This is a genomic window from Bradyrhizobium sp. STM 3809 (assembly GCF_000239795.1).
GTDB lineage: Bacteria > Pseudomonadota > Alphaproteobacteria > Rhizobiales > Xanthobacteraceae > Bradyrhizobium.
The window spans coordinates 1-25690 of sequence record NZ_CAFJ01000170.1 but is presented as its reverse complement, the minus strand read 5'-3'; the positions used below and the strand labels follow the sequence as shown (position 1 = coordinate 25690).

The window sequence follows — 25690 nt, the reverse complement described above, 5'->3', positions numbered from 1 at the left end:
CCCTGTCAGAGATGGGCCTCGCTGGATGGCCCGACATAGGCGATGCGCACCATGTTGGTGGTGCCGGGTGTGCCGAGCGGCACGCCGGCGACGACGATGACGCGCTGGCCGGCGCGGACGAAGCCGTCGCGGAACGCGATCGAGCCGGCGCGCTCGACCATGTCGTCCTGGTCGCGGGCGTCCTCGGCGACGACGCAATGCACGCCCCACACCACCGCGAGGCGGCGTCCGGTCGCCAGGTTCGGCGTGATCGCGACCACCGGCGGCTTCGGCCGCTCGCGCGCGACGCGGACCGCGGTCGAGCCGGACGACGTCCAGCAGATGATCGCGGGCAGATCGAGATTCTCCGCGATGCGGCGCGCGGCTTCGGCGATGGCATCGCCGGCGGTCGATTCCGGCTCGGGCCGCTGCGCGGCGATCACCGAGCGATAGACGATGTCGCGCTCGACCTCTTCGCCGATCCGGTTCATGGTCGAGACCGCCTCGACCGGAAACTTGCCGGCCGCCGACTCCGCCGACAGCATGATCGCATCGGCGCCCTCATAGACGGCGGTCGCGACGTCGGAGACCTCGGCGCGCGTCGGCACCGGCGACTGGATCATCGATTCCAGCATCTGTGTGGCAACCACCACCGGCTTGCCGGCGCGGCGCGCCAGCCGCGTCATCTGCTTCTGCAGGCCGGGGACGCGCTCAAGCGGCAGCTCGACGCCGAGATCGCCGCGCGCCACCATCAGCGCGTCGGAGACGTCGACGATGTCGTTGAGCCGCTCGATCGCCTGCGGCTTCTCGATCTTGGACATCACCGCGGCGCGGCCGCGGATGATCTTCTTGGCCTCGAGCACGTCGTCGGCGCGCTGCACGAAGGACAGCGCGATCCAGTCGATGCCGATGTTCAGCGCCGCTTCCAGATCGGAGCGGTCCTTCGGCGTCATTGCCGACACCGGCAGATCGGTGTCCGGCAGGCTGACGCCTTTGCGGTCGGACATCCTGCCGCCGATCACGACGCGGGTGACGGCGCGCGTCGGCGAGGTCTCCTCGGCGATCAGCCGCACCTTGCCGTCGTCGAGCAGCAGCGCGTGGCCGGGCTGCAGCGCCGCCAGGATCTCCGGATGCGGCAGGTAGACCCGCGTCGCATCGCCCGGCGTCTTGTCGGAATCGAGCACGAAGCTCTGGCCGTTGTTCAACTGGACGGGGCCTTCGGCGAAGGTGCCGAGCCGCAGCTTCGGCCCCTGCAGATCGACCAGGATGCCGATCGGCCTGTTGTAGCTCGCTTCGACGCTGCGGATCGTGGCCACCAGCTCCCGCAGCTTGTCGTGCGGGGTGTGGCTCATGTTGATGCGGAAGATGTCCGCCCCGGCCTCGAACAGCTTGCGAATCATCGCGCTGTCCGAGGAGGCGGGACCGAGCGTGGCGAGGATCTTGATGCGGCGCAGGCGTCTCATGGCTTGGGCGCTGCCGGCCCCGTCGGCAGGCCGGACCCGGCAGGCGGCGACGCCTGAGGACCGTTCGGCAGGCCAGGCACGTTGCCAGGCCCCAGCGTGCCGGGAATGCCGGGCACCCGCTGTTGCGCCGGCTGCTCATTGGCCTCGGTCAGTTGCACCGTCCAGGCGCGCTGGTCGCCGGTGTCGACCTCGAAGAAGCCGGTGCGGTCGAAGCCGCGCGCCAGGCAATTGTCGGTGCCCTTGATGGTGAACTCCTTGTCGCGGGAGCACATGAAGGCCTGCCCCGACCATTCGCCGCCGCGGTCATAGTCGAGGGCGTAGATGTAATAGTAGCGGGCGACCAGCGTGCCCTTCAGCAGCGTCTCGCAGCTGCGAGACGAGACATTCCACCAGCCCTCGGTGGTCCATCCCTCCGCGTCCTTGTAGCCGAGGGCGATCCCGACCCGGCTCGAGGTGTTGTTGCAGAGGCGGAAGTCGGCGGCGGCGGGGCTGGAGGAGAGACAGAGCGCGGCCAGCCCAAGCAGCGAAAGCAGTCCGAAACCGGGGCGGCGGGGAATGCGATGCATGATGCAGGAGGTTTTGGGGATCATTGCGCGACGCTATATCAATCGTTGGACGATGTCGCGACTTGGCTGCGGCTGTCAACGGCAAGGCGAATTCGTGGCGAAGCAAGATGCGATCGCGCGTTTCGCCCCCGATGACGGTGCTGCGATATGGCCAAACCTGCGACGACGGCGCATCTATAGCAGACATCCGCGACCGCGCGGAACAGGGAACGAAAGCGATGACGATGGACAGCACCACCCGGACCGAGCTCGAAGCGGCCGCCTTCCGCAGGCTCGTCGAGCATCTGCGCACGCGAACCGACGTTCAGAACATCGATCTGATGAATCTCGCCGGCTTCTGCCGCAACTGCCTTTCCAACTGGCTCAAGGATGCCGCCGACGCCAAGGGCGCGCCGATGACCAAGGACGAAAGCCGCGAGGCGGTCTACGGCATGCCCTACGAGGAATGGAAGGCAAAGCACCAGCGCGAAGCCAGCGCCGAGCAGCTCGACGCCATGAAGAAAGTGCATCCCGGGCATTGAGCCCGGACCAACCGCGCGATCCGCGAATCGCGCGGCTGTCCGGGACAGGCACAAAACGCAAGCGGCACGGCCCATGATGTTGCCTGGGGCCCCGCGGAGCCCAACAACATGTGGGCGCTCTGTGGATGAGGGCGATGCCGCCTTGACGCAGGGCACGCCAGATTTGAGGGTCGCGGCGAACACGCGGCGCCCTGGTGGCGCCTTCATTGGACAGACGAGTTCCACTCAGGAGTAACAGATGGCCACCTCCGCCGCCGCGAAGGACGACGACTCGCCCGCGACCCGCTTCGCCGTCGATCAGCTCAAGTCGATCATCGAGCGCATCGAGCGGCTGGAGGAGGAGAAGAAGGCGATCTCCGAGGACATCAAGGACGTCTACGCCGAGAGCAAGGGCAACGGCTTCGACGTCAAGGCGCTGCGCACGATCATCCGGCTGCGCAAGCAGGACCCGAACGAGCGCCAGGAGGAGGAGAGCATCCTCGAGACCTACATGCAGGCGCTCGGCATGATCTGAGCGCGTCTTGCGCGCCGGCATCGGAACATCATCAGACGTCACGGCATGTCCCCGCGAGCCGATCGCGGGGCATCGACGGTTGCGACCGCGTGGCGCCCTCAGCGCAGGGCGGCGGCGCGCATCGTGAACGATTTGGTCTCGAGCTTGATGATCGCCGGGCCGGAGAACTGATCGTAGCTCAGTCCCGGCGTAGGATCGGCGGCGAAGGTCATCGCCAGGGTCGTCTGCGGCTTGACGAAGTAGCTGCGCATGACCGTCAGGTCAGGGTCGCCCAGCTTCGTGACGGACATCGATGACGAAGCGCTCGGCGTCAGCATGATCGCCCGCATCCAGGTCGAATCGGGTCCCTTGGCAGACGATATCCGCGTCGCCATCGTGATCAGGCCGTCCTGGCTCTGATTGCCCTTGGAGCTGACATTGGCGCTGGCGTCTGCCGGCGTTGCGGAGCGCGTCGCCGCCGAACGCGAATTGCGAACCTGGATCGGCGCCGTGGCGGCACTGCCGCGATCGGCCGCGGGCGCCGGCGCGAACGCCATGGCCTGCATCAGGCTCGCATTCTGCGGCTGGTCGATCGCCGACAGCGCCCGGCGCGCGGTGATCGCGGCGACCTGCTCGGGCGTGGCCTGCTTCGGCGTCGCCGGATTGTCACCCCAGAACCCTCGCGCATTGATGATGTCGGCGACGCTCTGCGGCGCGCCGTCCCGCGCGGTTGCATTGGTCGTGCTGGTCGTCTCGGTGTTCGCGTCCGGCTTGGCAACCGCCGGCTGCTGCGCCACCTGCGCATCCGCCGAGGCCAGCTGCAGGGCGTTGGCGATCTTGCCGCGGGCCGTCGCCGGTTTGTTGTCGGCCGAGCGGTCCTTGTCGGATGGCTTGTCAGCCGTCTTCGCGCTGAGCGCAGCCGTCTGGACCGGCTTGGCGTCAGCCTTGGAGTCGGTCTTGGCCTCGCTGTCGGCGGCCTCGTCGTCATCCTCGCTCGGTCGGCCACGGAACAGCCGCGCAAGCAGGTTGGAGCCGCCCGACGACGCGTCGTCGCCCGAGCCGCGCTTCTCGATCTCGGCCTTGGCGAGCTCGTAGCCCTTCAGCGGCACGCCATTGCTCGGGACGTGGACGGTCTTGCCGTCCGGGAAGACGCGCGCGAGCTGATCGGCGGTCATGCGCGGCCAGTGGCGGATGTTGCCGGTGTCGAGATGCACGAAGGGCGAGCCGGAGGTCGGATAGAACCCGACGCCGCCGCGCTGCAGGCGCAGGCCGGCGTAGCGGAGCTGCTCCAGCGGGACGCCTGGGATGTAGAAGTCCATCGCATGGCCGAGCATGTGCTGGCTGTGACGGGCTACCCCGGAATACGCCGAGCGCCGGCGCAGCATCGAATTGGTGGCGGGGGAGCGGTACGACGAGATGATCTGGATCGGCTGCTTGCCGTCGACGTCGCGATAGACCTCCCAGAGGATGTCGAACAGGCGGCGGTCCATGACCGTCTCGTCCTGGGTGCGCCAGTCGCGCAGGAAATGGTTCAGCTTCTTCAGCGCGTCCTCGTCGTAGCGGCCTTCGCGCTTGAAGGTGACGGTGAGGTCTTCGCCGGAGTGGGTGTGATGGAATGAGAGTGTGCGGGTGTCGTTGAGAGCTTCGGCGTCGCGGATGGTCCCCGCTCCGATCAAGAGCACCAGCGATGCGAGGCCGGTGCGGCACATGGCGTTCCATGCCGTTCTGGGCAGCGAACGCGATTGGCGCGCGAAAACAGACAGCAAGATGCAGCCCACCCCGTCGACGAGCGTTTACTCAGATACCCTCTTGCGGCCCGTCCGGCGGAAGAGAGAGGAAACGCTTACCTAAGGCGGGATGGTTAAGGGATACTGACCGACCCGCCCCCCAATTACCCTTAACATATACTCTTGAGTGTGGCGAAAAAGAGCCATCGAATCTTGGTTGATCGTTGTGGTTAACCTAAAGCAAAGGCCCCGCCGATCGGCGAGGCCTTTGATTTCAAACCAGATTTTGGTGCGGCTGAGGTTGGACGGTCAGCGCGTGAACACCCGGCGCGGCGGACGGCCGACCGGCGCCGGCGGGGTCGGCTGACCGCCACCGAACAGACGTTCGAAGAAGTTCGGACCCGACGGGCCGGATGAGAAGCTGTTGTCGCTGACATTGACCGAGTTCGGCAGCGGTCCCTTCGGACGCGAATAGCTCGGCTGGGCGTGAGCGACGACGTTCTCGAGATCCTTGCCGCGGCTGTTCTTGAGGATCGCGATCATGGTCGCGTCGCGGCCATAGACGTCCTTGCGGAATTGCAGCTTGCCGGCATCGTCGACGAACGCGGTCTGGTAGGTGATGTTGACCGGGATCGGGGTCGGGAATTTCAGGTCGATTTCGCTGGAGCCGTACATGCTGCGGATGCGCTCAGGGGTATAGCGCTCACCCGGCATGGTGAGGTTGAGCAGCACCGACGCGTACTGGTCCGGATACTGCACCCGCATGCAGCCATGGCTGAAGGCGCGGTCTTCCTTCGCGAAGAGGTTCTTGTCCGGCGTGTCGTGCTGATAGACCAGGAACTTGTTCGGGAAGTTGAAACGGATGCGGCCGAGCGCGTTGGCCTCGCCCGGCGGCTGCGAAATGTGGATCGACCCGTCGCGGGCGCGCTCCAGCCGCAGGCCCATGCGGTCGAGCACGGTCGGATCCTGCTGCAGCGCCGGAAGATATTCGTTGTAGATGATCGACGGCGGCACGTTCCAGGTCGGATTGACGGTGATGAACTTCATCGTCTCGCTGAGCAGCGGCGTCGCGTGCTGGCCGGGCTTGCCGGTCACGACGCGGGTGGTCCACACCTGCGCGCCGTGCTGCATGACCTTGAGCGTATAGTCGGGGATGTTGAGGATCACATAGGCATCGCCGATCGCCGGCGCGCCAAGATCGCGCGGCAGCCAGCGCCAGCGCTCCATGTTGACGATGATGGTGTCGATCTGCTTGTCGCGCTTGGGCGTGTTGAGCGCCTTGACGGTGCGGTCGTCGAGCACGCCGGTCGGCTTGAGGTCGACACTGTCCTGGAACTTGCGAACGGCGGCGGCGACCTTGGCGTCGTAGCGGATGTCGTCGAGGTTCTCGGTGAGGCCGAGCTTGGCACGCAGCTTCGGCACGCGCGGGTCGGACATCTGCGCTTCGGCTTCCGGCGCGTTCTTGCCGCGGGCCGGGGTGTATTTCAGCGGCTCGCCGTCCTCGATGATGACAGGCGCGCCATCGCGGTCGCCGCGCAACTCGGCAAGCTTGGCCTTCAGCAGCTTGTAGAGCTTGTGCGGCGGGTTGTAGCCCTCCAGCGCCGCGGAGGCGTCCTTGGCGCCGGTGACGTTGGCCAGCACCTCGTTCGGATCGACCGGATGCTCGGGATACTGGATGTCGGCCGACACCTGCGACCAATGCATGCGGCCGCTCTGCGCCTGGCGCGCATAGTCCATCATGCTCTCGGTGAGCTTGAGGTCGGCCTCGGCCAGCGCGTCCGGGGCGGATCCAGCCGCGGCGAAGTCCGGCACCGGATAGTCGGCGGGGTTGAGGCCGTCAGCCGCCGCGTCCTTCAGGCGCGCGATCACGCCCTTGGCGGCGGCCGTGAGATTGCCGCTTTGGGTCCAGATCGGCGCGTAGTCACGGCCGGTATAGAATTTCTCGACGGCGGCGCGCTCGGCCTTGCGGTCGAAATACTTGGTTGCCTTGGTGGCCATCAGGTCGCGCAGGCGATCAGCCACCGGCTGGTCGGCGGCGGGAACGCTGCTCGCTGCCTTGACCGGGTCCTTCGCAGGCTCGGGAGCCGTTGCGGTGGCGGGAGCGGCTGCAGTGGCCGGAGCGGCTGCCGGCGGAGTCGCTGCGGCCTTGGCCGGTTCGGTTGCCGGAGAGGCGGCGGCGTCGAGCGGCTTCGCCGGCTCGGGGGCCTTGGCCTGGCTCGGTGGAACGGTGGCCGTCGTGTCGAGCTTGAAGTCGCTGGCGGTCGGCGGCGGCACATTGGCCGGCTCGGGGAACGGGATGGCGGCGTCGATTGCGAGTTCGGCAGCGCTGTTGCGGGGCGGATCGTTCTGAGCGAAGGCGGAGGTCGTGGACACCGCGAGGAAAGTTGCCGCGACAGCCATCAGCACGCGGTCATATCCGCCACGGGTCGTCACACAATCTCGCATCGTCAATCCCTCGGATGATCTGTCCCGTCAGGAACAGGGTCGGAAACAAGGTCGATCTCTGCCCGCCAGCTTCGGCTCGAGCACTGCCCGTGAGAATGGGTCACGCATGGTCGCAATGAATCGCGCCCAAACGATACTCAAGCCCCACTTCTGCGGCCAGCGCCACACGGGACAACTCACGACAAACTGACTCTTGGGAAACCCCGGCCAAACCGATCGTGCGTTTGTGCCACGCGTTTTTTCCTTTGTCTGTCACCGCAAGGCAACGGTTCAGAGGTTCCGTTGTTGCGCAGGCTTGCGGCGATTTTCGGACGGCGACGCATCATCCGAGCGGCGGCGATTCGGTCGACGGCGTCTCGCCATTGGCCTCGTCGAGCTTGCGGTAGAGCGTCGAGCGTCCGATTTTGAGACGCCGCGCGACCTCCGACATCTGGCCGCGATAATGGGCGATGGCGAACCGGATGATCTCGTGCTCCATCTCCTCGAGGGGACGGACCTCGCCGCCGGCGGTCAGCATCGCCAGGCTGCCATGCGAGGGCAGGGGCGCGATGGGTACTTCACTACCCGGCACCATGGCCGGCAGCGCGGCGTGCGCGGGACGTTCCACCATCAAGGGGGGCGCCGGCTCGACCGGCGGCGCGTGCGTCGGGATCAACGGGAAATCGTTGACGCCGAGCTGGTCGGTCTCGCTCATGACGACGGCCCGATAGACCGCATTCTCCAGCTGGCGGATGTTCCCGGGCCAGTCGAGCCTGGTCAGATAGGCCACCGCGTCGCCGCTGATGCCGGAGACGGGGCGATTCTCCTCGGCCGCGAACCGCGCGAGGAAATGCCGCAGCAGATGCGGGATGTCCTCGCGGCGCGCGCGCAGCGGCGGGATCGTCAGCGGCAGCACGTGCAGCCGATAGAACAGGTCTTCGCGGAAATGGCCTTCTTTGACGCGGTCGAGCAGGCGGCGGTTGGTCGCCGAGATGATGCGGACGTCGACCTTGACCGGCTTGCGGCCGCCGACCGCCTCGACGGCGCCCTCCTGCAAGGCGCGCAGCAGCTTGACCTGAGCGGTGAGGGGCAGCTCCGAAACCTCGTCGAGGAACAGCGTGCCGCCATGGGCCTCGACGAACTTGCCGGTGTGGCGGTCGGTCGCGCCGGTGAATGCGCCCTTCTCGTGGCCGAACAGGATCGATTCCACCAGATTGTCCGGGATCGCGCCGCAATTCACCGCCACGAACGGCTTGGTCTTGCGCTCGCTGGTGCCGTGGATGGCGCGGGCGAACAGCTCCTTGCCGACGCCGGATTCGCCCTCGATCAGCACGGGAATGGACGAGGCTGCGGCCTTCTCGGCAATGCGCAGGATCGGCGCCATCGCCTCGGCGCGGGTGATGATGTCGGTGAAGGTCAGCCGGCCCTCGCGGCTGTGCCGGATGCGCTGCAACTCACCCTTCAGCGCGGAGGTATTCAGCGCATTACGCAAGGACACTTGCAGCCGCTCGATACCGACCGGCTTGACGACGAAATCCTGCGCGCCGGCACGCATCGCCGAGACCACATTGTCGATGCCGCCATGGGCGGTCTGAACGATCACGGGAATCGAGATTCCCGCCTCGCGCATTTTGGAAAGGACGCCCATGCCGTCGAGTCCGGGCATCACCAGGTCGAGCACGATCGCGTCGACCGGGCTCGCGTCCGGATTGGTGAGCTTCTCGATGACGGCGTCGCCGGTCTCGACGACGACCGCCTCGTAGCCGCATTTCTGCACCATGTTCTCCACCAGCCGGCGCTGGACCGGATCATCATCGGCGATCAAAATGCTGGCGGCCATGGCTTTCCTTGCACGCTACGACTATCTGTCTCGAATCGGGGCACTCTCGCCGACGCCGATTAACGCAACCTTAAACCTCGCTGATCGGGATAAACGTTCGAACAACAGGTTACCCATCCGATGACCTCGCGCGCCTCTTCCGCCCTTCGCAAGCCGACCAAGTCCGCTCCTCCGTCCAAAACCGCCAAGGCCAAGAAGGCCGCCGCCAAGCCGACAACCAAGCCGACCTCCAAGTCGAAACCGGCAGCGGTCAAGACCGGGCGTGCTGCGGCGGCCAAATCGCCCGCCAAGCCCGCAAGGAAGATGGTCGCGGCCAAGACCGGAATCGGGACGCTGCCCGAATGGAATCTCGGCGATCTCTATAGCGGCATCGACGCGCCGGAGATCGCTCACGATCTCGCGAAGATGGATGCCGAATGCGTCGCGTTTGAGACCGACTACAAGGGCAAGCTCGCGGAGCACGTGGCGCGCGAGGACGGCGGCGAGTGGCTCGCGAGAGCCGTGCGCCGCTACGAGGCGATCGACGATCTCGCCGGACGGCTCGGTTCCTATGCGGGGCTCGCGCATGCCGGCGACAGCGTCGACCCGGCGATCTCCAAGTTCTACGGCGACATTTCCGAACGACTCACCGCCGCATCGACGCACCTGCTGTTCTTCCCGCTCGAGCTCAACCGCATCGACGATGCCGTGATCGCGCGCGCGATGGAGACGCCGGCGCTCGGCCATTACCGGCCATGGATCGAGGATCTGCGCAAGGACAAGCCGTATCAGCTCGAGGACCGGGTCGAGCAGCTGTTCCACGAGAAGTCGCAGACCGGCTATTCCGCCTGGAACCGGCTGTTCGACCAGACCATCGCGGGGCTGCGCTTCCAGGTCGGGGCTAAGGAGCTCGCGATCGAGCCGACCTTGAACTTCCTGCAGGACCGCGACGGCGCCAAGCGCAAGGCGGCCGCCGAGGCGCTCGCCAAGACCTTCAAGGCCAATGAGCGCACGTTCGCGCTGATCACCAACACGCTCGCCAAGGACAAGGACATCTCCGACCGCTGGCGCGGCTTCCAGGACGTCGCGGACTCCCGCCATCTCAACAACCGCGTCGAGCGCGAGGTGGTCGATGCGCTGGTGGCCTCGGTGCGCGCGGCCTATCCGAAGCTGTCCCACCGCTACTATCGGCTCAAGGCGCGCTGGTTCAAAAAGAAGACGCTCGCGCATTGGGACCGCAACGCGCCGCTGCCGTTCGCCGCCAATGCCACCATCGCCTGGCCGGAGGCGAAGAGCATGGTGCTGACCGCCTATCGCGGCTTCTCGCCCGAGATGGCCGACATCGCGCAGCGCTTCTTCGACCAGAGCTGGATCGATGCCCCGGTGCGCCCCGGCAAGGCGCCGGGCGCGTTCTCGCATCCGACCACGCCGTCGGCGCATCCCTACGTGCTGATGAACTACCAGGGCAAGCCGCGCGACGTGATGACGCTCGCGCATGAGCTCGGCCACGGCGTGCACCAGGTGCTGGCCGCGAAGAACGGCGCGCTGATGGCGCCGACGCCGCTGACGCTCGCGGAGACCGCGAGCGTGTTCGGCGAGATGCTCACCTTCAAGCGGCTGTTGTCGGAGACTAAGGATGCCAGGCAGCGGCAGGCGCTGCTCGCCGGCAAGGTCGAGGATATGATCAACACCGTGGTGCGGCAGATCGCGTTCTACTCGTTCGAGCGCGCCGTGCACACCGAGCGCAAGAACGGCGAACTCACCGCCGAGCGGCTCGGCCAGATCTGGCTGTCGGTGCAGACCGAGAGCCTCGGCGAGGCGATCGAGATCAAGCCGGGCTATGAGAACTTCTGGATGTACATCCCGCACTTCATCCATTCGCCGTTCTACGTCTACGCCTATGCGTTCGGCGACTGCCTGGTGAATTCGCTCTACGCCGTCTACGAGCACGCCGCAGATGGTTTCGCCGAACGGTATCTCGCGATGCTGTCGGCCGGCGGCACCAAGCACTATTCCGAGCTGCTCAGGCCGTTCGGCCTGGACGCCAAGGACCCCAAATTCTGGGACGGCGGCCTGTCGGTCATCGCCGGCATGATCGACGAGCTGGAGGCGATGGGGTAGGGCTGTAAAACATTTGTTGAACGAGCAAAGGGTGCGCGTTATACATTTGTAAAACGCGCGTCCTTTTGCGGAGTCTGACAATGAAAATCGAGATCAAGAAGATCGGTAACTCCGATGGTCTCCTGTTGCCCCGCGAGCTGATGCAGCGGCTCGATCTCAAGCGCGGCCAGCAGTTGCACATTGTGGAATTGCCCGGCGGCGGCTTCCAGGCGCTCCCTTACGATCCGGATTTCGAGCGGACCATAGAGATCGCCGACGAGATCATGGACGAATATCGCGACACCCTTGCCGCGCTCGCCAAATGAGCGAGCCGCAAGAGCCGCTCTGGATTAGCTATGAGCAGGCCATCGCCATTCACGCGCGGCAGCTGCGCCGCTTCGGCGGCGCGCCGGGACTGCGCGATGAAGGCATGCTGCGCTCTGCGCTGGAGCGGCCCATCAACAAATGGAGCTACGAGCAGGCGACGCTGCCCGAGCTTGCCGCGGCCTACGCATTTGGCTTGGCCAAGAACCACGCCTTCGTGGATGGCAACAAGCGCATCGCCTTCATGGCGATGATGACGTTTTTGCGCAGAAACGACATCGCGTTCGCGCCCGACCCGGCCCAGGCCACCGCCGTGATCCTCGCCCTCGCCGCCGGCGAGGTCAGCGAGGCCAGCCTGACGCGCTGGATTCGCGATAATTGGCCTCGCGAATAGAGCGATCGGAAAAACCGATAAAACCGCCTTGCATGCCAGCCGTTGCCCTTGCATTGGCTTTGGGGTATGCGACCTTAACAAAGCAATTTTCTCTGGGGGACCCCGATGGCAAACCATGGCGAGATCGCCTACTCGACGGCTGACGGTAATGATTACGTGGCGCATGAGGCCACCTATGAGGGCTTCATCAATCTGGTGAAGTACGGCACGATCGGCGTGGCCCTCATCGTCATCTTGATGGCTATTTTCCTCGTTTAAAGACGCTCTGGGCCCGCCGGTATCCCACCGGCGGGCCTTCAGCTGACTGCCGCAGCGATCGCTGATCCGGCGTCACGCTGGAGCCTATCGACGTCCCGCCCGTTTTTAAGCTCGCGCGCGCATCCGCGCCGGAGGCCTCATGAAGATTGCCGTCGCCAAGGAAATCGACCCGTTGGAGCCGCGGGTCGCCGCCTCTCCCGACACGGTGAAGAAGTTCAAGGCGTTGGGTGCCGAGATCGCGGTCGAGCCCGGCGCCGGCATCAAGTCCGGCCTCCCGGATTCCGAGTTCACGGCGGCAGGCGCAACCGTCAGCGCCGACGCGCTGAAGGACGCCGACATCATCATCAAGGTGAAGCGGCCGGAAGCCTCCGAGCTCGCCAGCTACCGTCGCGGCGCGCTGGTGTTCGCGATCATGGACCCCTATGGCAACGACGCCGCGTTGAAGGCGATGGCCGATGCCGGCATCGCCTCGTTTGCCATGGAGCTGATGCCGCGCATCACCCGCGCCCAGGTCATGGACGTGCTGTCGAGCCAGGCCAACCTCGCCGGCTATCGCGCCGTCATCGAGGGCGCCGAGGCGTTCGGCCGCGCCTTCCCGATGATGATGACCGCGGCCGGCACCGTGCCGGCGACCAAGGTCTTCGTGATGGGCGTCGGCGTCGCCGGCCTGCAGGCCATCGCCACCGCGCGCCGTCTCGGCGCCATCGTCTCGGCGACCGACGTGCGCCCCGCCACCAAGGAGCAGGTCGAAAGTCTCGGCGCCAAGTTCCTCGCCGTCGAGGACGAGGAGTTCAAGAACGCCCAGACCGCCGGCGGCTATGCCAAGGAGATGTCCAAGGAGTACCAGGCCAAGCAGGCCGCTCTGACGGCGGAACACATCAAGAAGCAGGACGTCATCATCACGACGGCGCTGATCCCCGGCCGTCCGGCGCCGCGCCTCGTCACCATGGAGATGGTGAAGTCGATGCGCCCGGGCTCGGTGCTGGTCGACCTCGCGGTCGAGCGCGGCGGCAACGTCGAAGGCGTCAAGCTCGGCGAGATCGTCGAGATCGACGGCGTCAAGATCATCGGCTTCCCGAACCTCGCCGGCCGCGTCGCGGCGTCCGCTTCAGGCCTCTACGCCCGCAACCTTCTGGCCTTCATCGAGACGATGATCGACAAGAAGGAGAAGACGCTGGCGGTGAACTGGGACGATGAGCTGGTCAAGGCCACGGCTTTGACAAAGGACGGCGCCATCATCCACCCGAATTTTCAGCCGAAGGCGTAGTTGAAGGTCTGAGGAGCAAAGCCATGGAACATGTCGTCCAAGCCGTCGATCCCTTCGTCTTCCGGCTGTCGATCTTCGTCCTCGCCGTTTTCGTCGGCTACTTCGTGGTGTGGTCGGTGACCCCCGCGCTGCACACGCCGCTGATGTCGGTCACCAACGCGATCTCCTCGGTGATCGTGGTCGGCGCGCTACTCGCGGTCGGCGTGTCCATGGTGTCGAGCGGCAGCGGTCTGGCGCGGGCCTTCGGCTTCATCGCGCTGATCTTCGCCTGCGTGAACATCTTCGGAGGCTTCCTCGTCACCCAGCGCATGCTGGCGATGTACAAGAAGAAGTCCAAGTAACAACGCCGCACGACGCGGGATGACAGGCACAACGGGGCATCTGCAATGAACGCCAATCTGTCGGCACTCCTCTATCTCGTGGCGGGTGTGCTGTTCATCCTGTCGCTGCGCGGGCTCTCGAGCCCGGCCACCAGCCGGCAGGGCAACCTGTTCGGCATGATCGGCATGGCGATTGCCGTCCTGACGACGCTCGCCAGCCATCCCCCGGCCGATGTGTGGGCCTGGATCCTGGTGATCCTCGGCGTCGCGATCGGCGGCGGCATCGGCGCGGTCATCGCGCGCCGGGTGCCGATGACGGCGATGCCGGAACTGGTCGCTGCCTTCCACTCGCTGGTCGGCATGGCCGCGGTGCTGGTCGCCGCGGGCGCCTTCTTCGCGCCGGAAGCCTTCGACATCGGCACGCCCGGCAACATCCATCCGCAGAGCCTGGTCGAAATGTCGCTCGGCGTCGCGATCGGCGCGCTGACCTTCACCGGCTCGGTCATTGCCTTCCTCAAGCTGTCCGCGCGCATGAGCGGCGCCCCGATCATCCTGCCGGCGCGCCACCTCATCAACATCGGCCTCGCCGTCGCGCTGGTGTTCTTCGTCGTGCGCCTGGTGCTGACCGGCGGCGGCTTCGACTTCCTGATGGTCACGGTGCTGGCGCTGGCGCTCGGCGTGCTGATGATCATTCCGATCGGCGGCGCCGACATGCCGGTCGTGATCTCGATGCTGAACTCCTATTCGGGCTGGGCGGCCGCCGGCATCGGCTTCACGCTCGGCAATTCGGCGCTGATCATCACCGGCGCGCTGGTCGGCTCCTCCGGCGCGATCCTGTCCTACATCATGTGCCACGCGATGAACCGGTCCTTCATCTCGGTCATCCTCGGCGGCTTCGGCGGCGAGACCGCCGCGGCGGGCGGCGCGACCGGCGAGCAGAAGCCGGCCAAGCTCGGCTCGGCCGACGACGCGGCCTTCATCATGAAGAACGCCTCCAAGGTCATCATCGTGCCCGGCTACGGCATGGCGGTGGCCCAGGCGCAGCACGCGCTGCGTGAGCTGGCCGACACCTTGAAGAAGGAAGGCGTCGAGGTGAAGTACGCGATTCACCCGGTCGCCGGCCGCATGCCCGGCCACATGAACGTGCTGCTCGCCGAGGCCAACGTGCCCTATGACGAGGTGTTCGAGCTCGAGGACATCAACTCCGAGTTCGCCCAGACCGACGTCGCGTTCGTCATCGGCGCCAACGACGTCACCAACCCGGCGGCGGAAGAGGACAAGTCCTCGCCGATCTACGGCATGCCGGTGCTGCAGGTGTGGAAGGCCGGCACCGTGATGTTCATCAAGCGCTCGCTCGCCTCGGGCTATGCCGGCATCGACAATCCGCTGTTCTACCGCGACAACACGATGATGTTGCTCGGCGACGCCAAGAAAATGACCGAGAACATCGTCAAGGGCATGTAACGCGCCTTGTCAGGAGCCATCACCGGGCTGAAATGGCTCCTGATCGTCCTGGTGGCGATCTACGCCATCGCCCTGGCGGTGCTGTTCGTACGCCAGCGCGCGATGCTGTTTCCGGTACCCCCGGTCGGCCGCACCGCGCCCGCCGCCGCCGGTTTTCCGCAGGCGGAAGAGCACGTGCTGACCTCCGCCGACGGCGAGAAGGTCATCGTCTGGCACGTGCCGGCACAGCCGGGCCGCAAGGTCGTGCTGTATTTTCCCGGTAATGGCGATTTCCTCGCCGGCGTGGTCTCGCGCTTCAACGCGCTGACCGCCGATGGCACTGGCCTTGTCGCGCTGTCCTATCGCGGCTATGCGGGCTCCACCGGCAGCCCGAGCGAGCAGGGGCTGCTTCAGGATGCCGCAGCCGCCTATGCTTTCACGCGCGAGCGCTACGAGGCACCACGCATCGTCGTCTGGGGCTTCTCGCTGGGCAGCGGCGTGGCCACGGCAATCGCCGCGGAGCATGCGATCAGCAGGCTCATTCTGGAAGCGCCCTATACGTCCACCGTCGATGTCGCGTCCGAGATGCTGAAGGTGGTTCCCGTGAGTCTGCTGATGCTCGACCGTTTCCATTCCGATCAGCGTATCGCCAAGGTCCATGTGCCGCTGCTGATCATGCATGGGGCGAAGGATCCAGGAATCCCGATCCGCTTCGGGGAACGATTGTTCGCGCTTGCGCATGACCCCAAGCGCTTCGTACGCTTTCCCGACGGCGGTCATAACAATCTGGATCTTTTTGGTGCGACAGAAACTGCCAAAGGTTTCATCGACGGCCCCTAGCTTTTTCCGCGTGAGGTGGCCGGCGCCGCTCCTCGCCCTGCTTCTCTCCGCAGCTCTGCCGATCCAGGCGCACGCCGCCGAGTTGAACGGCGCCGCAATGACGTGGCCTTTCGCCCTGCCGTTTGCCGGGCTCTTGCTCTCGATCGCGCTCGGGCCGCTGTTGTTCGCCGGCTTCTGGCATCATCATTACGGCAAGGTCGCCGCGGCATGGGCCCTCGTGACGCTGGCGGCGCTGACTTGGCAGGCCGGACTGGGGGCCGCGCTGGCGTCCTTCGTCCACGCCTTGCTCGCCGAGTATCTCAGTTTCATCGTGCTGCTGTTCGCGCTTTATACGGTCGCCGGAGGCATCCTGGTCACCGGCGACATCAGGGGCACGCCCGGGACCAATACGGCCATCCTCGCGCTCGGTACGCTCATCGCGAGCGTCGTCGGCACCACAGGAGCTGCGATGATCCTGGTGCGCCCATTGATCCGCGCCAATCTCGGCCGGCCGCACAATGTGCATGTGCTGGTCTTCTTCATCATCCTCGCCGCCAATGTCGGCGGAGCACTGAGCCCGCTTGGAGATCCGCCGCTGTTCGTCGGCTTCCTGCGCGGCGTCGACTTCTTCTGGACCACGCGCAACATCTGGCTGCAGACCGCGATCGTTGCCGGCCTGCTGCTGGTGATCTTCGCGGCGATCGATGCGTGGCGCTTCCGCGCGGAGAAGACGGAGCCTGCGGCGTCGGCAACGAAAGAGCCGGTGCGCGTTCGCGGGCTCGTCAACATCGTTCTGATCGCCGCCATCGTCGCCAACACGCTCGTCTCCGCGACCTGGAAGCCGGGCATCTCGTTCGAAATCGCCGGCACCCATATCGAGCTGCAGAACCTCGTCCGCGACGCGGTCCTGGTGGTGATCGCCGGCCTGTCGCTCTGGCTCACGCCGGACGAGCATCGCGCGGCCAACGGCTTCAACTGGGAGCCGATCCGAGAGGTCGCAAAACTGTTCGCGGCGATCTTCACGGCCATCGTCCCGGTGATCGCCATGCTGAACGCCGGCCATGAGGGCTCCTTCGGATGGCTTCTCAACGCGGTGACGACGCCCTCAGGCGCGCCACGCGAAGTGGCCTATTTCTGGTTCACGGGGCTGATGTCGGCCTTCCTCGACAATGCGCCGACCTATCTCTTGTTCTTCGAGTTGGCCGGCGGCGATCCCAAGGTGCTGATGGGCGACCTCGCAGGCACGCTCGCGGCGATTTCGATGGGCGCGGTCTACATGGGTGCGCTCACCTATATCGGGAACGCGCCGAACTTCATGGTCGCCGCCATCGCCAACGAGCGCGGCATCCGGATGCCGAGCTTCTTCGGCTACATGCTGCGCGCTGGCGCCGTTTTGATTCCGCTCTTCGTGCTTCTGACCGTGCTGCCGATTCATCCGCTGCTCAGTCCCGGCTAGCCCTGGACAATCGCCATCCGCCGCGCAACGAGTCCCATCCGTTCCAGTGAGGGGTGACGCGCGCCGCGGGGGCGCGCATAGTCTGAGCCGTCAGAGGAAGGGCGCGAATCATGAGCGTAAAGGGCGCGACGCCCGCATCATCAGTGATCTTCCCGGGCCTTGCGATGGCGCTGATCGCAGGGGTCACTGCGACGCACTACGACTTCACGCCATCGGCCGCCGGCGTCGTCTTCGCTGCGGTTCTGCTGATCGTCCTGTTCGGCACGGTGTTCGCGGCCGTGCATCACGCCGAGGTGATCGCACACGAGATCGGCGAGCCGTTCGGCACGCTGCTGCTGACCCTGTCGGTGACGGTGATCGAGGTGGCACTGATCGCCACCATCATGCTCGGCGACAAGGCGGCGCCCGCGCTGGCGCGCGACACGGTGTTCGCGGTCGTGATGATCGTCTGCAACGGCCTGGTCGGCCTCTGCGTGTTCATCGGCGGCCTGCGCTATCGCGAGCAGGATGTCCTGGTCTCCGGCGCCAATCTCTATCTCAGCGTGCTGTTCACGATGGCGACGATCACGCTGGTGCTGCCGAACTACACATTGACCTCGCCGGGGCCGGTGTATTCGGCGGCGCAGCTTGCCTTCGTCAGCGTGGTGACGATCCTGCTGTATGCCGTGTTCCTCTACACGCAGACGACGCGGCATCGGGATTATTTCGTCGGCGAAGCCGCCGGTTTCGCCGACGACGATGTCAGGCTGCCGCGCGGCAAGATGCTGCTCAGCGTCGGGCTGCTGCTGGTCGCCCTTCTCGCCGTGGTCCTGCTGGCGAAGAAGTTTTCGCTGGTGGTCGACGCCGGGGTGGCCGCCACCGGTTCGCCTCCCGCGGTCGCCGGCGTGCTCGTGGCGCTGTTGATCCTGTTGCCGGAAAGCGTCGCGGCGATCTCGGCGGCCCGCGCCAACGATCTTCAGAAGAGCATCAACCTGGCGCTCGGGTCCTCGCTCGCCACGATCGGCCTGACCATCCCCGCGGTGGCGGTCGCCGCCTATGCGCTCGACAAGCAGCTCGTGCTCGGGCTGGACGCGCAGGGAATGGTGCTCCTGGTCCTGACCTTCGTTTTGAGCATGCTGACCTTCGGCACCGGCAGGACGAACATTCTGTTCGGGCTGGTGCACATGGTCGTATTCGCGATATTCCTCTTTCTGCTCTTCGTGCCTTGATTTGAGAAGGTTCCCCATGCTCAGCGCCCAGTCCGACGTCCAGGTCGATACGCCCGAGGTTCGCGTCACCGAGTGGCGTTTGGCGCCGGGCAGCGCGACGGGCCGTCATGTCCACGGGATGGATTACGTGATCGTCCCGGTGACCGCCGGGGAGATGACGATCGTGGCGCCTTCGGGCGAGCGCTCGAAGGCGCAGCTCGCGGTCGGGAAATCCTACTTCCGCAAAGCCGGGGTCGAACACGATGTGCTGAACGAGACCGCTTCCGAGATCGTTTTCCTCGAAGTTGAGCTCAAGCCCTAACCATTTGTTTACCGGCATGCCGCTGATTGTGGTAACGTAAGCCGGTGATCCGGAAGGCTACGGCGGCGTCCGATTTGTCTCGGATGGCAGCACGGCTCGGGTCTTAAAGGCTTTCAGGAAAACGACTTTTCGCCGCTTATTCGCGCGCGCCCCGCGCGGAGAAGAGCAGCGGAGAGCGGGGAATGGTCCCTTAATTGTGCCTCAAAGTTCCCGCAAATACCGCGCGGGAGTGGTCAAGCATGCTGAAATATCTCACCAAGTTTGCCCTGGAGATCATCCCCTCGGTGGTCGCCACCATCATCGGGGCCTACATCGTCAATCACTACATCAATACCAAGCCCGACGCGCCGCCTTCGACCGTGGCCGCCGTGGCCTCGGCCGCCTATGCGAAGCTGACGGGCTCGAAGGTCGACGCTCGGGCCGACACTCCCAAATCTCTCGATAAGACCGCCGATGGCGCCACCAAGGCTGACGCGAAGGCTGGCGCCAAGCCGGCTGAAACATCGGCCGAATTGTCCAGCGTGCCGGCCCCGGGCATAAAGGCGAAGGGCATGTCGGAGAAGTCGCTGGCCGATAAGGCTGCCGAGAAGGCGGTCGAGGTGAAGCCGGTGGAGACAGCGAGCCTGCCGGCCGACACGCCGCGCCATCCCGTCTCGCCGCGCGAGAAGGTCGTCCGTGGTACGCCCGCGGAAGCGCCGGCGGCCCAGCAGGAGGATCGCCGCGACGCGGCCGATCTCGCCCGTGCCGCGATTGAACGGTTGCGGGCCAATGAAGGCAAGGCCGAGAAGGCCGCTGACAAGCCATCGCAGGCCGAACGCATCGTGACCGCGGCGCCGCAAGTGGCGCCGGTGCGTCCGCTGCCGCCGCCGATCTCGGTGTCCGCGCCTCCCGCCGATCAGAGCGTGCTCGCCACCAACGCGCCGGGCGCGGCGCCGCCCTACACGGGATCCCTGCAGCTCGATGGCCGCCCGACGCCGCCGGCTGAAATTCCGGCCAGCCAGTTGCGTCCCCTCGACCTGCGTGCCGACCGGACCGACCCGTCGATCAAGGAGCAGATGTCCAGCGTCGCGCACGACATGATGTCGGCGGCCAAGTCGGTGTTCCATTCGGTGCTGCCGAAGTAGACTCTTCGGTCAATCGATCACAGCGTTCAGAAGCAGCGGCCGTCGAGTCCGCTGCTTTTTGACGTCCGAAGCGATCTCGAAGCGGAGCTCGGAAAGGGGAGGGCGCCGGCGGCGGATCTCGGAGGACGCTGCGGAGATCGCAGGCCGGGCCGGCAGCACACCCGCAAGCAAAAGCGCGAGCCAAAGGCCCGCGCTATCTAACGTCGTCAGATAGATATTTTCAGATCAGCGCGGCGCGCCCGGGCGGGGGCCTGCGCCCGGACCACGGCCGGCGCCACGGTCGCCACCGGGACCGGCGCCGAACACCGGCTTCGGCTTCATCGGCAGCAGGCCTTCGCGCTGCAGCTTCTTGCGGGCCAGCTTGCGCGCGCGGCGCACGGCTTCGGCCTTCTCGCGGGCTTTCTTCTCAGAGGGCTTCTCGTAATGGCCGCGGAGCTTCATCTCGCGGAAAATGCCCTCGCGCTGCATCTTCTTCTTGAGCGCCTTGAGGGCTTGATCGACATTGTTATCGCGAACGAGAACCTGCACGCGGCATCCTCTTTCTCAGTCTATCGGTTTGAAATCGGCTGAAAGTCAGGGCCGGCAAATGGCCTCGCCCTTAACCTTGAGGGCGCCCGTGTATCAGACAAGCGCAACGCTGTCCACCCGCTGATGGGCTCTTGGCGGCAAGATTAACGCCTCGGGCTTGGTATATTTCAGCCCATCCGGGGCGGGAGCGGTGACACCTGGGTGACGTGGCCCATCTTTCGGCCAGGACGCGGGGCGCCCTTGCCATAGAGGTGCACGGTCGCGCCGGGAACCGTCAGCCACTGCTCGTAGCTGTTGATCTCGTCGCCGATCAGGTTGGTCATCGTGACGTGCCCGTGGCGCAAGGGCTTGCCGAGCGGCCAGCCGGCGATGGCCCGGATGTGCTGCTCGAACTGCGAGATCGACGCCCCGTCGAGCGTCCAATGGCCGGAATTGTGTACCCGGGGGGCGATCTCGTTCACCAGCACGCCGGCGTTCGGACCGCTGGTGACGACGAACATCTCCACCGCGAGCACGCCGACATAGTCCAGCGCCGTGGCGATCCGGCTGGCGATGTCTCGGGCCTCCTCGGCCAGCGCGTCGGGAATGGCCGCGGGGGCCCGCGACACTTTCAGGATGTGGTCGCGATGCTCGTTCTCGGTGACGTCGAAGCACTCGACCTGGCCGTCGGCGGCGCGGGCCGCAACCACCGAGATCTCGCGCTCGAACGGCACGAACGCCTCCAGAATGGCGGACTTGGTGCCGAGCTCGGCCCAGATCCGCTCGAGGTCGTCGCCCTGGCGGATCTTGACCTGACCCTTGCCGTCATAGCCGAAGCGGCGTGTCTTCAGCACGGCTGGCAGGCCGATGCGCAGGATGGCCTCCCGCAGGGTGCCGACCGATGAGACGTCGGCGTAGTTGGCGGTTCGGATGCCCAGCGAGGTGACGAAGTCCTTCTCGGTCAGGCGGTCCTGGGTGGTCTCCAGCGCCGAGCGGCTCGGCAGCACGGGACGCCGCGCCGCCAGCACCATGGCCGCCGCGGACGGGACGTTCTCGAACTCATAGGTGACGACGTCGACGTCGTTGGCGAACAGCTCCAGCGCTTCGACATCGGCATATTCGGCGCAGGTGGCGTTCAGGACCACGTCGAAGGCCGGCGAATCCGGATCCGGCGAGAACACCTGGCAGCGCAGTCCGAGCCGCGCCGCCGCGAGCGCCAGCATGCGGCCGAGCTGGCCGCCGCCGAGAATGCCGATGGTGTCGCCGGGCTTGAGCTTCGCCCGATTGGAGCCGGTCACGCCGCGCCCTCCGGGCGTTCGGCGATCGCGTTGGTTTGCGACTGCCGCCACGCCGCGAGACGCTCGGCCAGCGCCGGGTCCGACAGTGCCAGCACGCTGGCCGCCAGCAGGGCCGCGTTGATTGCGCCGGACTTGCCGATGGCCAGCGTGCCGACAGGAATGCCGGCGGGCATCTGAACGATCGAATACAGCGAGTCGACGCCGGACAAGGCCTTGGACTCCACGGGTACGCCGAAGACGGGCAGCTCGGTCAGCGAGGCGGTCATGCCGGGCAGGTGGGCCGCGCCGCCCGCGCCGGCGATCACGACCTTGAAGCCGGCCGCCTTGGCCCCCTTGGCGAAGGCATACAGCCGATCCGGGGTGCGGTGGGCCGAGACGATGCGTGCGTCATAGCTCACGCCCAGCGCGCCGAGTGTCTCGGCGGCATGGCGCATGGTATCCCAGTCCGACTGGCTTCCCATGATGATGGCGATCGGCGCGGTCATGACCTCAATTCTTCTCGGGAATCCATCAGCATGGGCCGGAGTATAGGATCGGTCCCGACAGCGGCAAGCCATGGCATGGAGGTCTGAATGGACTATCCTGTCTTGGTTAAACCCGGCAAGTCCAAACCTCGGCGCGACAGGACATGGGATGAAAAAGAGGCGGATGAAGACGGCGGGGCCGGCCGGGAAGCGCGGAACCCGCTACCGTCCAAGGGCGCTGCGAGCCGGGCGCGGGCCTGGATCCGGCTCTGCGCCGGCAGGCGCGCGGCAGACCATCCGGCGTCTCAAGTCAGAGCTGGCGGCGGCCCAGCTGCGCATCGAGGAGCTGTCGGCCGTGGCCGAGCGCGACTTCCTGCTCGATATCTTCAACCGGCGAGGCTTTGCCCGCGAGCTGCACCGCTCGATCGCGTTCATCAAACGCTATGACGCAACCGGCGCCCTGGTGGTGCTCGACGTGGATCGGCTGAAGCCGATCAACGACACGTTCGGTCATGCCGCCGGAGACGAGGTCCTGAAGGCCGTGGCGCGCGTCCTCAGCGAGGAGGTTCGGTCCTCCGACGTGATCGGCCGGCTCGGCGGTGACGAGTTCGGCGTGTTGATGTGGCACCTCAGCGAGACCGATGCCCGCGTCAAGGCGGCTTCGCTCGAAGCCGCCATCGACAAGCTGAGCTTCACCTTCGGCGATCAGACCGTGCGCGCAGGCGCATCTGCGGGAGTGGCGCTGTTGGACAAGCGCGTCAATCCGGTGCGTGCCCTGGAAGAGGCGGACCGCGCGATGTACATCCGCAAGGCGCAGCGCAGACACGAGAGCCGTGTTTGAGCAAGGCCGGAGCGGTCGTGCTCATCCATGGGAGTGCGGCGATCGGCTGTCCGGAGCATTCGATGACATCTGGCGTCGAGCGCTGATCACAACTCGCCGAGATCGTCAGGCAGCTCTCCGAACCTGTGCAGCAGCTTCGCATCGTTGAACTCGCCCATCAGCGGATCCCCGCTGCGGCTGAAGGCGATGGCGCCGATATTGTCCGGCAGGCGCGACATCGCCTCCGCCCGACGCAGAGCAGCAGTTGAGCTTTGGCACTCCTCGGCGGCTCCCGGGATCAGCGTGCCCAGTTCGTCTCGCCTGAAGGGCATGGCGACGTAGTAGGTGACCTCAGGCATTGCAGACTCCTCCTTGCGATCTCGAAGCTGTCAGCAAGTGTGGCCGCGCCCGTTATAAGTGCCTCGAAGATTTCCGGAAGATCTCCGGGATCAGGCGGCATTGCTCTGCGCGTCGTCGCACGCCGTGTTGGGCACGCATCCGCATGAGATCGCAGCGCGCAGCTCCTGCAGCTCCAGCTCGAGATATTCGTTGGCCATGATCAATGCCTTGATGGTGGAACGCAGGTTGCCGTCGCACATCGCGATGGCCTGATCGCAGGCCTGTTCGTAGAGGCGGTCATGAGGAGAGAAGGTCGTGGGCATCAGATCCATCCTGAGGTTTGAGGGCGCGACCGAGAGCTCTGAATGTTCTTCTTTTGTTCCAAAATGTCAATATCGGTTCTCGCGCGCTCTGATCGAAATCAGCGCAGAACAAGGACAGGATCGTTGACGCGCCTGGTCAGGCGATGATGTCGGGCGTGATCTGGTCTTCGATGAAGGCGATCCGATCGCGGAGCAGAAGCTTGCGCTTCTTCAGCCGTTGCAACCGCAACAAATCGGGGGCAGGCGATTGATGCAAAGCGTCAATCGCCGCGTCGAGGTCGCGGTGCTCCTGCTGCAGGCGCGCGAGTTCGGCCTGCAGTTCGCGGTCGTCTTGGTCAGCCATGATCTATGATAGCAAAAAAGCGGAAGGAAGTGGAAAGCCTCGCGAAAGGCGGATGAGTATTGCGCTTGCGAAGCTGCCGACGCAAGTCGACAACCTTCGCATCTCCATGGCTGTCCCGTGAATTTCGGGTTTGCGCCGGTTTGAGATTCCTCCACATCCGCTCACGCTTCGTTACACACCGTGCTCAAATTTGCATGTGCGGTCTTTTGGCCCCATCGACAGGTCAAGCGACTTGTGTACACTCAATGGTCCTGGTCGAATCTCAGGTTCACCTACCAAGGAGGTTTCGAATGGCCATTCAGGCGCATCTCGTTGAACTGGAACGTAAGCATAAAGTTCTTGAAAACGAATTGCATGAAGCTCTCCTGCACCCATCCACCGACGATCTGCGCATTGCCGAACTGAAACGACGCAAGTTGATGGTGAAGGATGAGATCGAGCGCTTGAGACAGGTCACCACTGAAACGCTTCACTGACATGTGACTGCAGCAGACGTCACAACTAAACGCCCGATTGCGCACTGGGATGATGCTCATTCCATCCCAGGCGCAACTCCCCATTGATCCGACGTCCCAGACCATCGGAAGCTTTCGGGCTCACGGACCGCGCAGGGATGGGTCTGGAACCTCAGCCTTGTAGTTGAACTCGCTCAGGTCCCGCTGAGTTCGCCGACGTGGGCCGCGATCGCGAGCGATGACGTCAGGCCCGGCGACTCGATTCCGAACAAATTGATCAGTCCGTCCACGCCGTGATCGCGCGGCCCCTGGATGACGAAGTCCTGCGAAGCCACGGCGGGCGGGACGATCTTCGGTCGGATGCCCGAGTAGCTCGGCATCAGCGCACCGTCGGGCAGCGTCGGCCAGTATTTGCGGATCGCGGGATAGAAGCGGTCCGCGCGGGCAGGATCGACGGTGTAATCGATCGCATCGATCCATTCGACGTCGGGCCCGAAGCGAGCCTGGCCGGCCATGTCGAGCGTCAGGTGGACGCCGAGGCCGCCGGGCTCCGGCACCGGATAGATCAGGCGGCTGAACGGCGCCTTCGCGCTGCAGCTGAAATAGTTGCCTTTGGCAAGATAGGCGGTCGGCACCAGCTGTGGCGGCATGCCTTCGATCAGGCGGGCTACAGCCGGGGCGTTCAGGCCGGCGGCGTTCACCAGGAGCCGGCACGACAGCGTCATCGGCTGGTCGCCGCCAGCATCGAGCGCGATGGCGCCGTCCGCAGCCCTCGCGCGCAGCAGCGGGGTGTGGAATGCGAAGGCCCCGCCAGCATCCTCGATCTCGCCGCGCAGCGACAGCATGAACGCATGGCTGTCGAGGATCCCGGTGGAGGTCGACAGCAGGGCGGCCTCGCAGGCGAGGGCCGGCTCCATTGCCCGGGCTTCGGAACCGGTCAGGAGGCGCATCCCCTCGACGCCGTTCGCTTCCGCATGGGCGCGGATGCCCTGCAGCTTGTCCGTCTCGGCCGCGCTGGTCGCAACGATCAGCTTGCCGCAATTGCGGTAGGGAACACCATGCTCGTCGCAGTAGCGGTACAGCATGCGCTTACCGGTCACGCAGAAGCGGGCCATCAGGCTGCCGGCCTTGTAGT

General features: G+C 65.6%; 28 protein-coding genes. 16 read left to right on the top strand and 12 right to left on the bottom strand.

Annotated features, from left to right (window positions below; translation table 11 throughout):
• Nucleotides 1–5: 5 nt before the first annotated feature.
• Both pyk and BRAS3809_RS09320 read right to left on the bottom strand, forming a co-directional pair.
• Nucleotides 6–1442 carry a pyruvate kinase gene (pyk, locus tag BRAS3809_RS09325; protein WP_008961838.1) on the bottom strand — a complete coding sequence of 479 codons (1437 nt, stop codon included), beginning with the start codon at nucleotides 1440–1442 and terminating at the stop codon, nucleotides 6–8.
• Nucleotides 1439–2032 (bottom strand): DUF1036 domain-containing protein, encoded by a 594-nt coding sequence (locus BRAS3809_RS09320; RefSeq protein ID WP_035655845.1) that lies wholly within the window; start codon nucleotides 2030–2032, stop codon nucleotides 1439–1441. The genes pyk and BRAS3809_RS09320 overlap by 4 nt, the downstream gene beginning before the upstream one ends.
• Before the next feature lie 194 nt (nucleotides 2033–2226).
• Here BRAS3809_RS09320 and BRAS3809_RS09315 point away from each other — a divergent pair, with 194 nt between their 5' ends.
• Both BRAS3809_RS09315 and BRAS3809_RS09310 read left to right on the top strand, forming a co-directional pair.
• A complete protein-coding gene (locus BRAS3809_RS09315) occupies nucleotides 2227–2529 on the top strand; it encodes a DUF1244 domain-containing protein (RefSeq protein WP_035655842.1) in 303 nt (100 codons plus the stop codon).
• Nucleotides 2530–2767: 238 nt separating this feature from the next.
• Nucleotides 2768–3043, top strand: coding sequence for a DUF2312 domain-containing protein (locus BRAS3809_RS09310; RefSeq protein ID WP_008961835.1), 276 nt, complete (start codon nucleotides 2768–2770; stop codon nucleotides 3041–3043).
• 98 nt (nucleotides 3044–3141) lie between these two features.
• On the opposite strand, the gene BRAS3809_RS09305 is transcribed toward BRAS3809_RS09310, so the two are convergent.
• The 3 genes from BRAS3809_RS09305 to BRAS3809_RS09295 all read right to left on the bottom strand — a co-directional run bounded on the left by BRAS3809_RS09305 (nucleotide 3142) and on the right by BRAS3809_RS09295 (nucleotide 9013).
• Nucleotides 3142–4731 carry a peptidoglycan L,D-endopeptidase MepK gene (locus BRAS3809_RS09305; protein WP_008961834.1) on the bottom strand — a complete coding sequence of 530 codons (1590 nt, stop codon included), beginning with the start codon at nucleotides 4729–4731 and terminating at the stop codon, nucleotides 3142–3144.
• 327 nt (nucleotides 4732–5058) lie between these two features.
• Nucleotides 5059–7194, bottom strand: coding sequence for a L,D-transpeptidase scaffold domain-containing protein (locus BRAS3809_RS09300; RefSeq protein ID WP_035655841.1), 2136 nt, complete (start codon nucleotides 7192–7194; stop codon nucleotides 5059–5061).
• A 322-nt stretch (nucleotides 7195–7516) separates the two neighbouring features.
• On the bottom strand, nucleotides 7517–9013 hold the full coding sequence (locus tag BRAS3809_RS09295) for a sigma-54-dependent transcriptional regulator (protein WP_008961831.1): 1497 nt from the start codon (nucleotides 9011–9013) through the stop codon (nucleotides 7517–7519).
• Nucleotides 9014–9133: 120 nt separating this feature from the next.
• Between BRAS3809_RS09295 and BRAS3809_RS09290 the strand changes: the two genes are divergently transcribed.
• From BRAS3809_RS09290 to BRAS3809_RS09235, 12 genes are all read left to right on the top strand, one after another.
• Nucleotides 9134–11113, top strand: coding sequence for a M3 family oligoendopeptidase (locus BRAS3809_RS09290; protein WP_008961830.1), 1980 nt, complete (start codon nucleotides 9134–9136; stop codon nucleotides 11111–11113).
• Nucleotides 11114–11193: 80 nt separating this feature from the next.
• Nucleotides 11194–11418, top strand: a complete 225-nt coding sequence (locus BRAS3809_RS09285; protein WP_008961829.1) for an AbrB/MazE/SpoVT family DNA-binding domain-containing protein — start codon at nucleotides 11194–11196, stop codon at nucleotides 11416–11418.
• Nucleotides 11415–11810 carry a type II toxin-antitoxin system death-on-curing family toxin gene (locus BRAS3809_RS09280; RefSeq protein ID WP_008961828.1) on the top strand — a complete coding sequence of 132 codons (396 nt, stop codon included), beginning with the start codon at nucleotides 11415–11417 and terminating at the stop codon, nucleotides 11808–11810. The genes BRAS3809_RS09285 and BRAS3809_RS09280 overlap by 4 nt, the downstream gene beginning before the upstream one ends.
• Nucleotides 11811–11915: 105 nt before the next feature.
• On the top strand, nucleotides 11916–12068 hold the full coding sequence (locus BRAS3809_RS09275) for an aa3-type cytochrome c oxidase subunit IV (RefSeq protein ID WP_008961827.1): 153 nt from the start codon (nucleotides 11916–11918) through the stop codon (nucleotides 12066–12068).
• Nucleotides 12069–12207: 139 nt separating this feature from the next.
• Nucleotides 12208–13335, top strand: coding sequence for a Re/Si-specific NAD(P)(+) transhydrogenase subunit alpha (locus BRAS3809_RS09270; protein WP_008961826.1), 1128 nt, complete (start codon nucleotides 12208–12210; stop codon nucleotides 13333–13335).
• Nucleotides 13336–13358: 23 nt separating this feature from the next.
• Nucleotides 13359–13676 (top strand): proton-translocating transhydrogenase family protein, encoded by a 318-nt coding sequence (locus BRAS3809_RS09265; protein WP_006612207.1) that lies wholly within the window; start codon nucleotides 13359–13361, stop codon nucleotides 13674–13676.
• Nucleotides 13677–13721: 45 nt separating this feature from the next.
• Complete coding sequence (locus tag BRAS3809_RS09260; protein ID WP_008961825.1) at nucleotides 13722–15119, top strand: NAD(P)(+) transhydrogenase (Re/Si-specific) subunit beta; 1398 nt, start codon at nucleotides 13722–13724, stop codon at nucleotides 15117–15119.
• An 18-nt stretch (nucleotides 15120–15137) separates the two neighbouring features.
• On the top strand, nucleotides 15138–15938 hold the full coding sequence (locus BRAS3809_RS09255) for an alpha/beta hydrolase (RefSeq protein ID WP_035655850.1): 801 nt from the start codon (nucleotides 15138–15140) through the stop codon (nucleotides 15936–15938).
• Nucleotides 15939–16035: 97 nt separating this feature from the next.
• Nucleotides 16036–17373 carry a sodium:proton antiporter gene (locus BRAS3809_RS09250; protein ID WP_008961823.1) on the top strand — a complete coding sequence of 446 codons (1338 nt, stop codon included), beginning with the start codon at nucleotides 16036–16038 and terminating at the stop codon, nucleotides 17371–17373.
• 110 nt (nucleotides 17374–17483) lie between these two features.
• Nucleotides 17484–18581, top strand: a complete 1098-nt coding sequence (locus BRAS3809_RS09245; RefSeq protein ID WP_035655839.1) for a calcium:cation antiporter — start codon at nucleotides 17484–17486, stop codon at nucleotides 18579–18581.
• A 16-nt stretch (nucleotides 18582–18597) separates the two neighbouring features.
• Nucleotides 18598–18882 (top strand): cupin domain-containing protein, encoded by a 285-nt coding sequence (locus tag BRAS3809_RS09240; protein ID WP_035655838.1) that lies wholly within the window; start codon nucleotides 18598–18600, stop codon nucleotides 18880–18882.
• 239 nt (nucleotides 18883–19121) lie between these two features.
• On the top strand, nucleotides 19122–20006 hold the full coding sequence (locus tag BRAS3809_RS09235; protein ID WP_008961820.1) for a hypothetical protein: 885 nt from the start codon (nucleotides 19122–19124) through the stop codon (nucleotides 20004–20006).
• Nucleotides 20007–20231: 225 nt separating this feature from the next.
• Here BRAS3809_RS09235 and rpsU read toward each other — a convergent pair whose 3' ends face one another.
• From rpsU to purE, 3 genes are all read right to left on the bottom strand, one after another.
• On the bottom strand, nucleotides 20232–20534 hold the full coding sequence (gene rpsU / locus BRAS3809_RS09230) for a 30S ribosomal protein S21 (protein ID WP_008961819.1): 303 nt from the start codon (nucleotides 20532–20534) through the stop codon (nucleotides 20232–20234).
• 167 nt (nucleotides 20535–20701) lie between these two features.
• Complete coding sequence (locus BRAS3809_RS09225) at nucleotides 20702–21811, bottom strand: 5-(carboxyamino)imidazole ribonucleotide synthase (RefSeq protein WP_008961818.1); 1110 nt, start codon at nucleotides 21809–21811, stop codon at nucleotides 20702–20704.
• The gene (purE, locus tag BRAS3809_RS09220; RefSeq protein ID WP_008961817.1) at nucleotides 21808–22296 is read right to left on the bottom strand and encodes a 5-(carboxyamino)imidazole ribonucleotide mutase; all 489 of its coding nucleotides are present in this window, start codon (nucleotides 22294–22296) and stop codon (nucleotides 21808–21810) included. The genes BRAS3809_RS09225 and purE overlap by 4 nt, the downstream gene beginning before the upstream one ends.
• Nucleotides 22297–22444: 148 nt before the next feature.
• On the opposite strand from purE, the gene BRAS3809_RS09215 reads away from it, so the two are divergent.
• On the top strand, nucleotides 22445–23116 hold the full coding sequence (locus tag BRAS3809_RS09215; RefSeq protein ID WP_052523392.1) for a GGDEF domain-containing protein: 672 nt from the start codon (nucleotides 22445–22447) through the stop codon (nucleotides 23114–23116).
• Between the two features lie 86 nt (nucleotides 23117–23202).
• On the opposite strand, the gene BRAS3809_RS09210 is transcribed toward BRAS3809_RS09215, so the two are convergent.
• The 3 genes from BRAS3809_RS09210 to BRAS3809_RS09200 form a co-directional block, all read right to left on the bottom strand.
• Complete coding sequence (locus BRAS3809_RS09210; protein WP_008961815.1) at nucleotides 23203–23454, bottom strand: hypothetical protein; 252 nt, start codon at nucleotides 23452–23454, stop codon at nucleotides 23203–23205.
• A gap of 90 nt (nucleotides 23455–23544) precedes the next feature.
• Nucleotides 23545–23757 (bottom strand): hypothetical protein, encoded by a 213-nt coding sequence (locus BRAS3809_RS09205; RefSeq protein WP_008961814.1) that lies wholly within the window; start codon nucleotides 23755–23757, stop codon nucleotides 23545–23547.
• A 136-nt stretch (nucleotides 23758–23893) separates the two neighbouring features.
• Nucleotides 23894–24100 (bottom strand): YdcH family protein, encoded by a 207-nt coding sequence (locus tag BRAS3809_RS09200; RefSeq protein ID WP_035655835.1) that lies wholly within the window; start codon nucleotides 24098–24100, stop codon nucleotides 23894–23896.
• Nucleotides 24101–24390: 290 nt separating this feature from the next.
• On the opposite strand from BRAS3809_RS09200, the gene BRAS3809_RS34740 reads away from it, so the two are divergent.
• Nucleotides 24391–24576: a YdcH family protein gene (locus tag BRAS3809_RS34740; RefSeq protein ID WP_083839074.1), complete on the top strand. Its 186-nt coding sequence runs from the start codon at nucleotides 24391–24393 to the stop codon at nucleotides 24574–24576.
• A 173-nt stretch (nucleotides 24577–24749) separates the two neighbouring features.
• Here BRAS3809_RS34740 and BRAS3809_RS09190 read toward each other — a convergent pair.
• A partial coding sequence (locus tag BRAS3809_RS09190) for an NAD(P)/FAD-dependent oxidoreductase (RefSeq protein WP_035655831.1) occupies nucleotides 24750–25690 on the bottom strand: 941 nt, incomplete at its 5' end.

Coding starts and splice junctions, on each gene's coding strand:
- BRAS3809_RS09210 (WP_008961815.1), bottom strand. CDS start 23,454: ATGCCTGAGGTCACCTACTACGTCGCCATGCCCTTCAGGCGAGACGAA.
- BRAS3809_RS09270 (WP_008961826.1), top strand. CDS start 12,208: ATGAAGATTGCCGTCGCCAAGGAAATCGACCCGTTGGAGCCGCGGGTC.
- BRAS3809_RS09265 (WP_006612207.1), top strand. CDS start 13,359: ATGGAACATGTCGTCCAAGCCGTCGATCCCTTCGTCTTCCGGCTGTCG.
- BRAS3809_RS09215 (WP_052523392.1), top strand. CDS start 22,445: ATGAAAAAGAGGCGGATGAAGACGGCGGGGCCGGCCGGGAAGCGCGGA.
- BRAS3809_RS09310 (WP_008961835.1), top strand. CDS start 2,768: ATGGCCACCTCCGCCGCCGCGAAGGACGACGACTCGCCCGCGACCCGC.
- BRAS3809_RS09285 (WP_008961829.1), top strand. CDS start 11,194: ATGAAAATCGAGATCAAGAAGATCGGTAACTCCGATGGTCTCCTGTTG.
- BRAS3809_RS09260 (WP_008961825.1), top strand. CDS start 13,722: ATGAACGCCAATCTGTCGGCACTCCTCTATCTCGTGGCGGGTGTGCTG.
- BRAS3809_RS09315 (WP_035655842.1), top strand. CDS start 2,227: ATGACGATGGACAGCACCACCCGGACCGAGCTCGAAGCGGCCGCCTTC.
- BRAS3809_RS09280 (WP_008961828.1), top strand. CDS start 11,415: ATGAGCGAGCCGCAAGAGCCGCTCTGGATTAGCTATGAGCAGGCCATC.
- BRAS3809_RS09250 (WP_008961823.1), top strand. CDS start 16,036: ATGACGTGGCCTTTCGCCCTGCCGTTTGCCGGGCTCTTGCTCTCGATC.
- BRAS3809_RS09295 (WP_008961831.1), bottom strand. CDS start 9,013: ATGGCCGCCAGCATTTTGATCGCCGATGATGATCCGGTCCAGCGCCGG.
- BRAS3809_RS09320 (WP_035655845.1), bottom strand. CDS start 2,032: ATGATCCCCAAAACCTCCTGCATCATGCATCGCATTCCCCGCCGCCCC.
- purE (WP_008961817.1), bottom strand. CDS start 22,296: ATGACCGCGCCGATCGCCATCATCATGGGAAGCCAGTCGGACTGGGAT.
- BRAS3809_RS09200 (WP_035655835.1), bottom strand. CDS start 24,100: ATGGCTGACCAAGACGACCGCGAACTGCAGGCCGAACTCGCGCGCCTG.
- BRAS3809_RS09235 (WP_008961820.1), top strand. CDS start 19,122: ATGCTGAAATATCTCACCAAGTTTGCCCTGGAGATCATCCCCTCGGTG.
- BRAS3809_RS34740 (WP_083839074.1), top strand. CDS start 24,391: ATGGCCATTCAGGCGCATCTCGTTGAACTGGAACGTAAGCATAAAGTT.
- BRAS3809_RS09305 (WP_008961834.1), bottom strand. CDS start 4,731: ATGTGCCGCACCGGCCTCGCATCGCTGGTGCTCTTGATCGGAGCGGGG.
- BRAS3809_RS09240 (WP_035655838.1), top strand. CDS start 18,598: ATGCTCAGCGCCCAGTCCGACGTCCAGGTCGATACGCCCGAGGTTCGC.
- BRAS3809_RS09245 (WP_035655839.1), top strand. CDS start 17,484: ATGAGCGTAAAGGGCGCGACGCCCGCATCATCAGTGATCTTCCCGGGC.
- BRAS3809_RS09290 (WP_008961830.1), top strand. CDS start 9,134: ATGACCTCGCGCGCCTCTTCCGCCCTTCGCAAGCCGACCAAGTCCGCT.
- BRAS3809_RS09275 (WP_008961827.1), top strand. CDS start 11,916: ATGGCAAACCATGGCGAGATCGCCTACTCGACGGCTGACGGTAATGAT.
- BRAS3809_RS09205 (WP_008961814.1), bottom strand. CDS start 23,757: ATGCCCACGACCTTCTCTCCTCATGACCGCCTCTACGAACAGGCCTGC.
- pyk (WP_008961838.1), bottom strand. CDS start 1,442: ATGAGACGCCTGCGCCGCATCAAGATCCTCGCCACGCTCGGTCCCGCC.
- BRAS3809_RS09300 (WP_035655841.1), bottom strand. CDS start 7,194: ATGCGAGATTGTGTGACGACCCGTGGCGGATATGACCGCGTGCTGATG.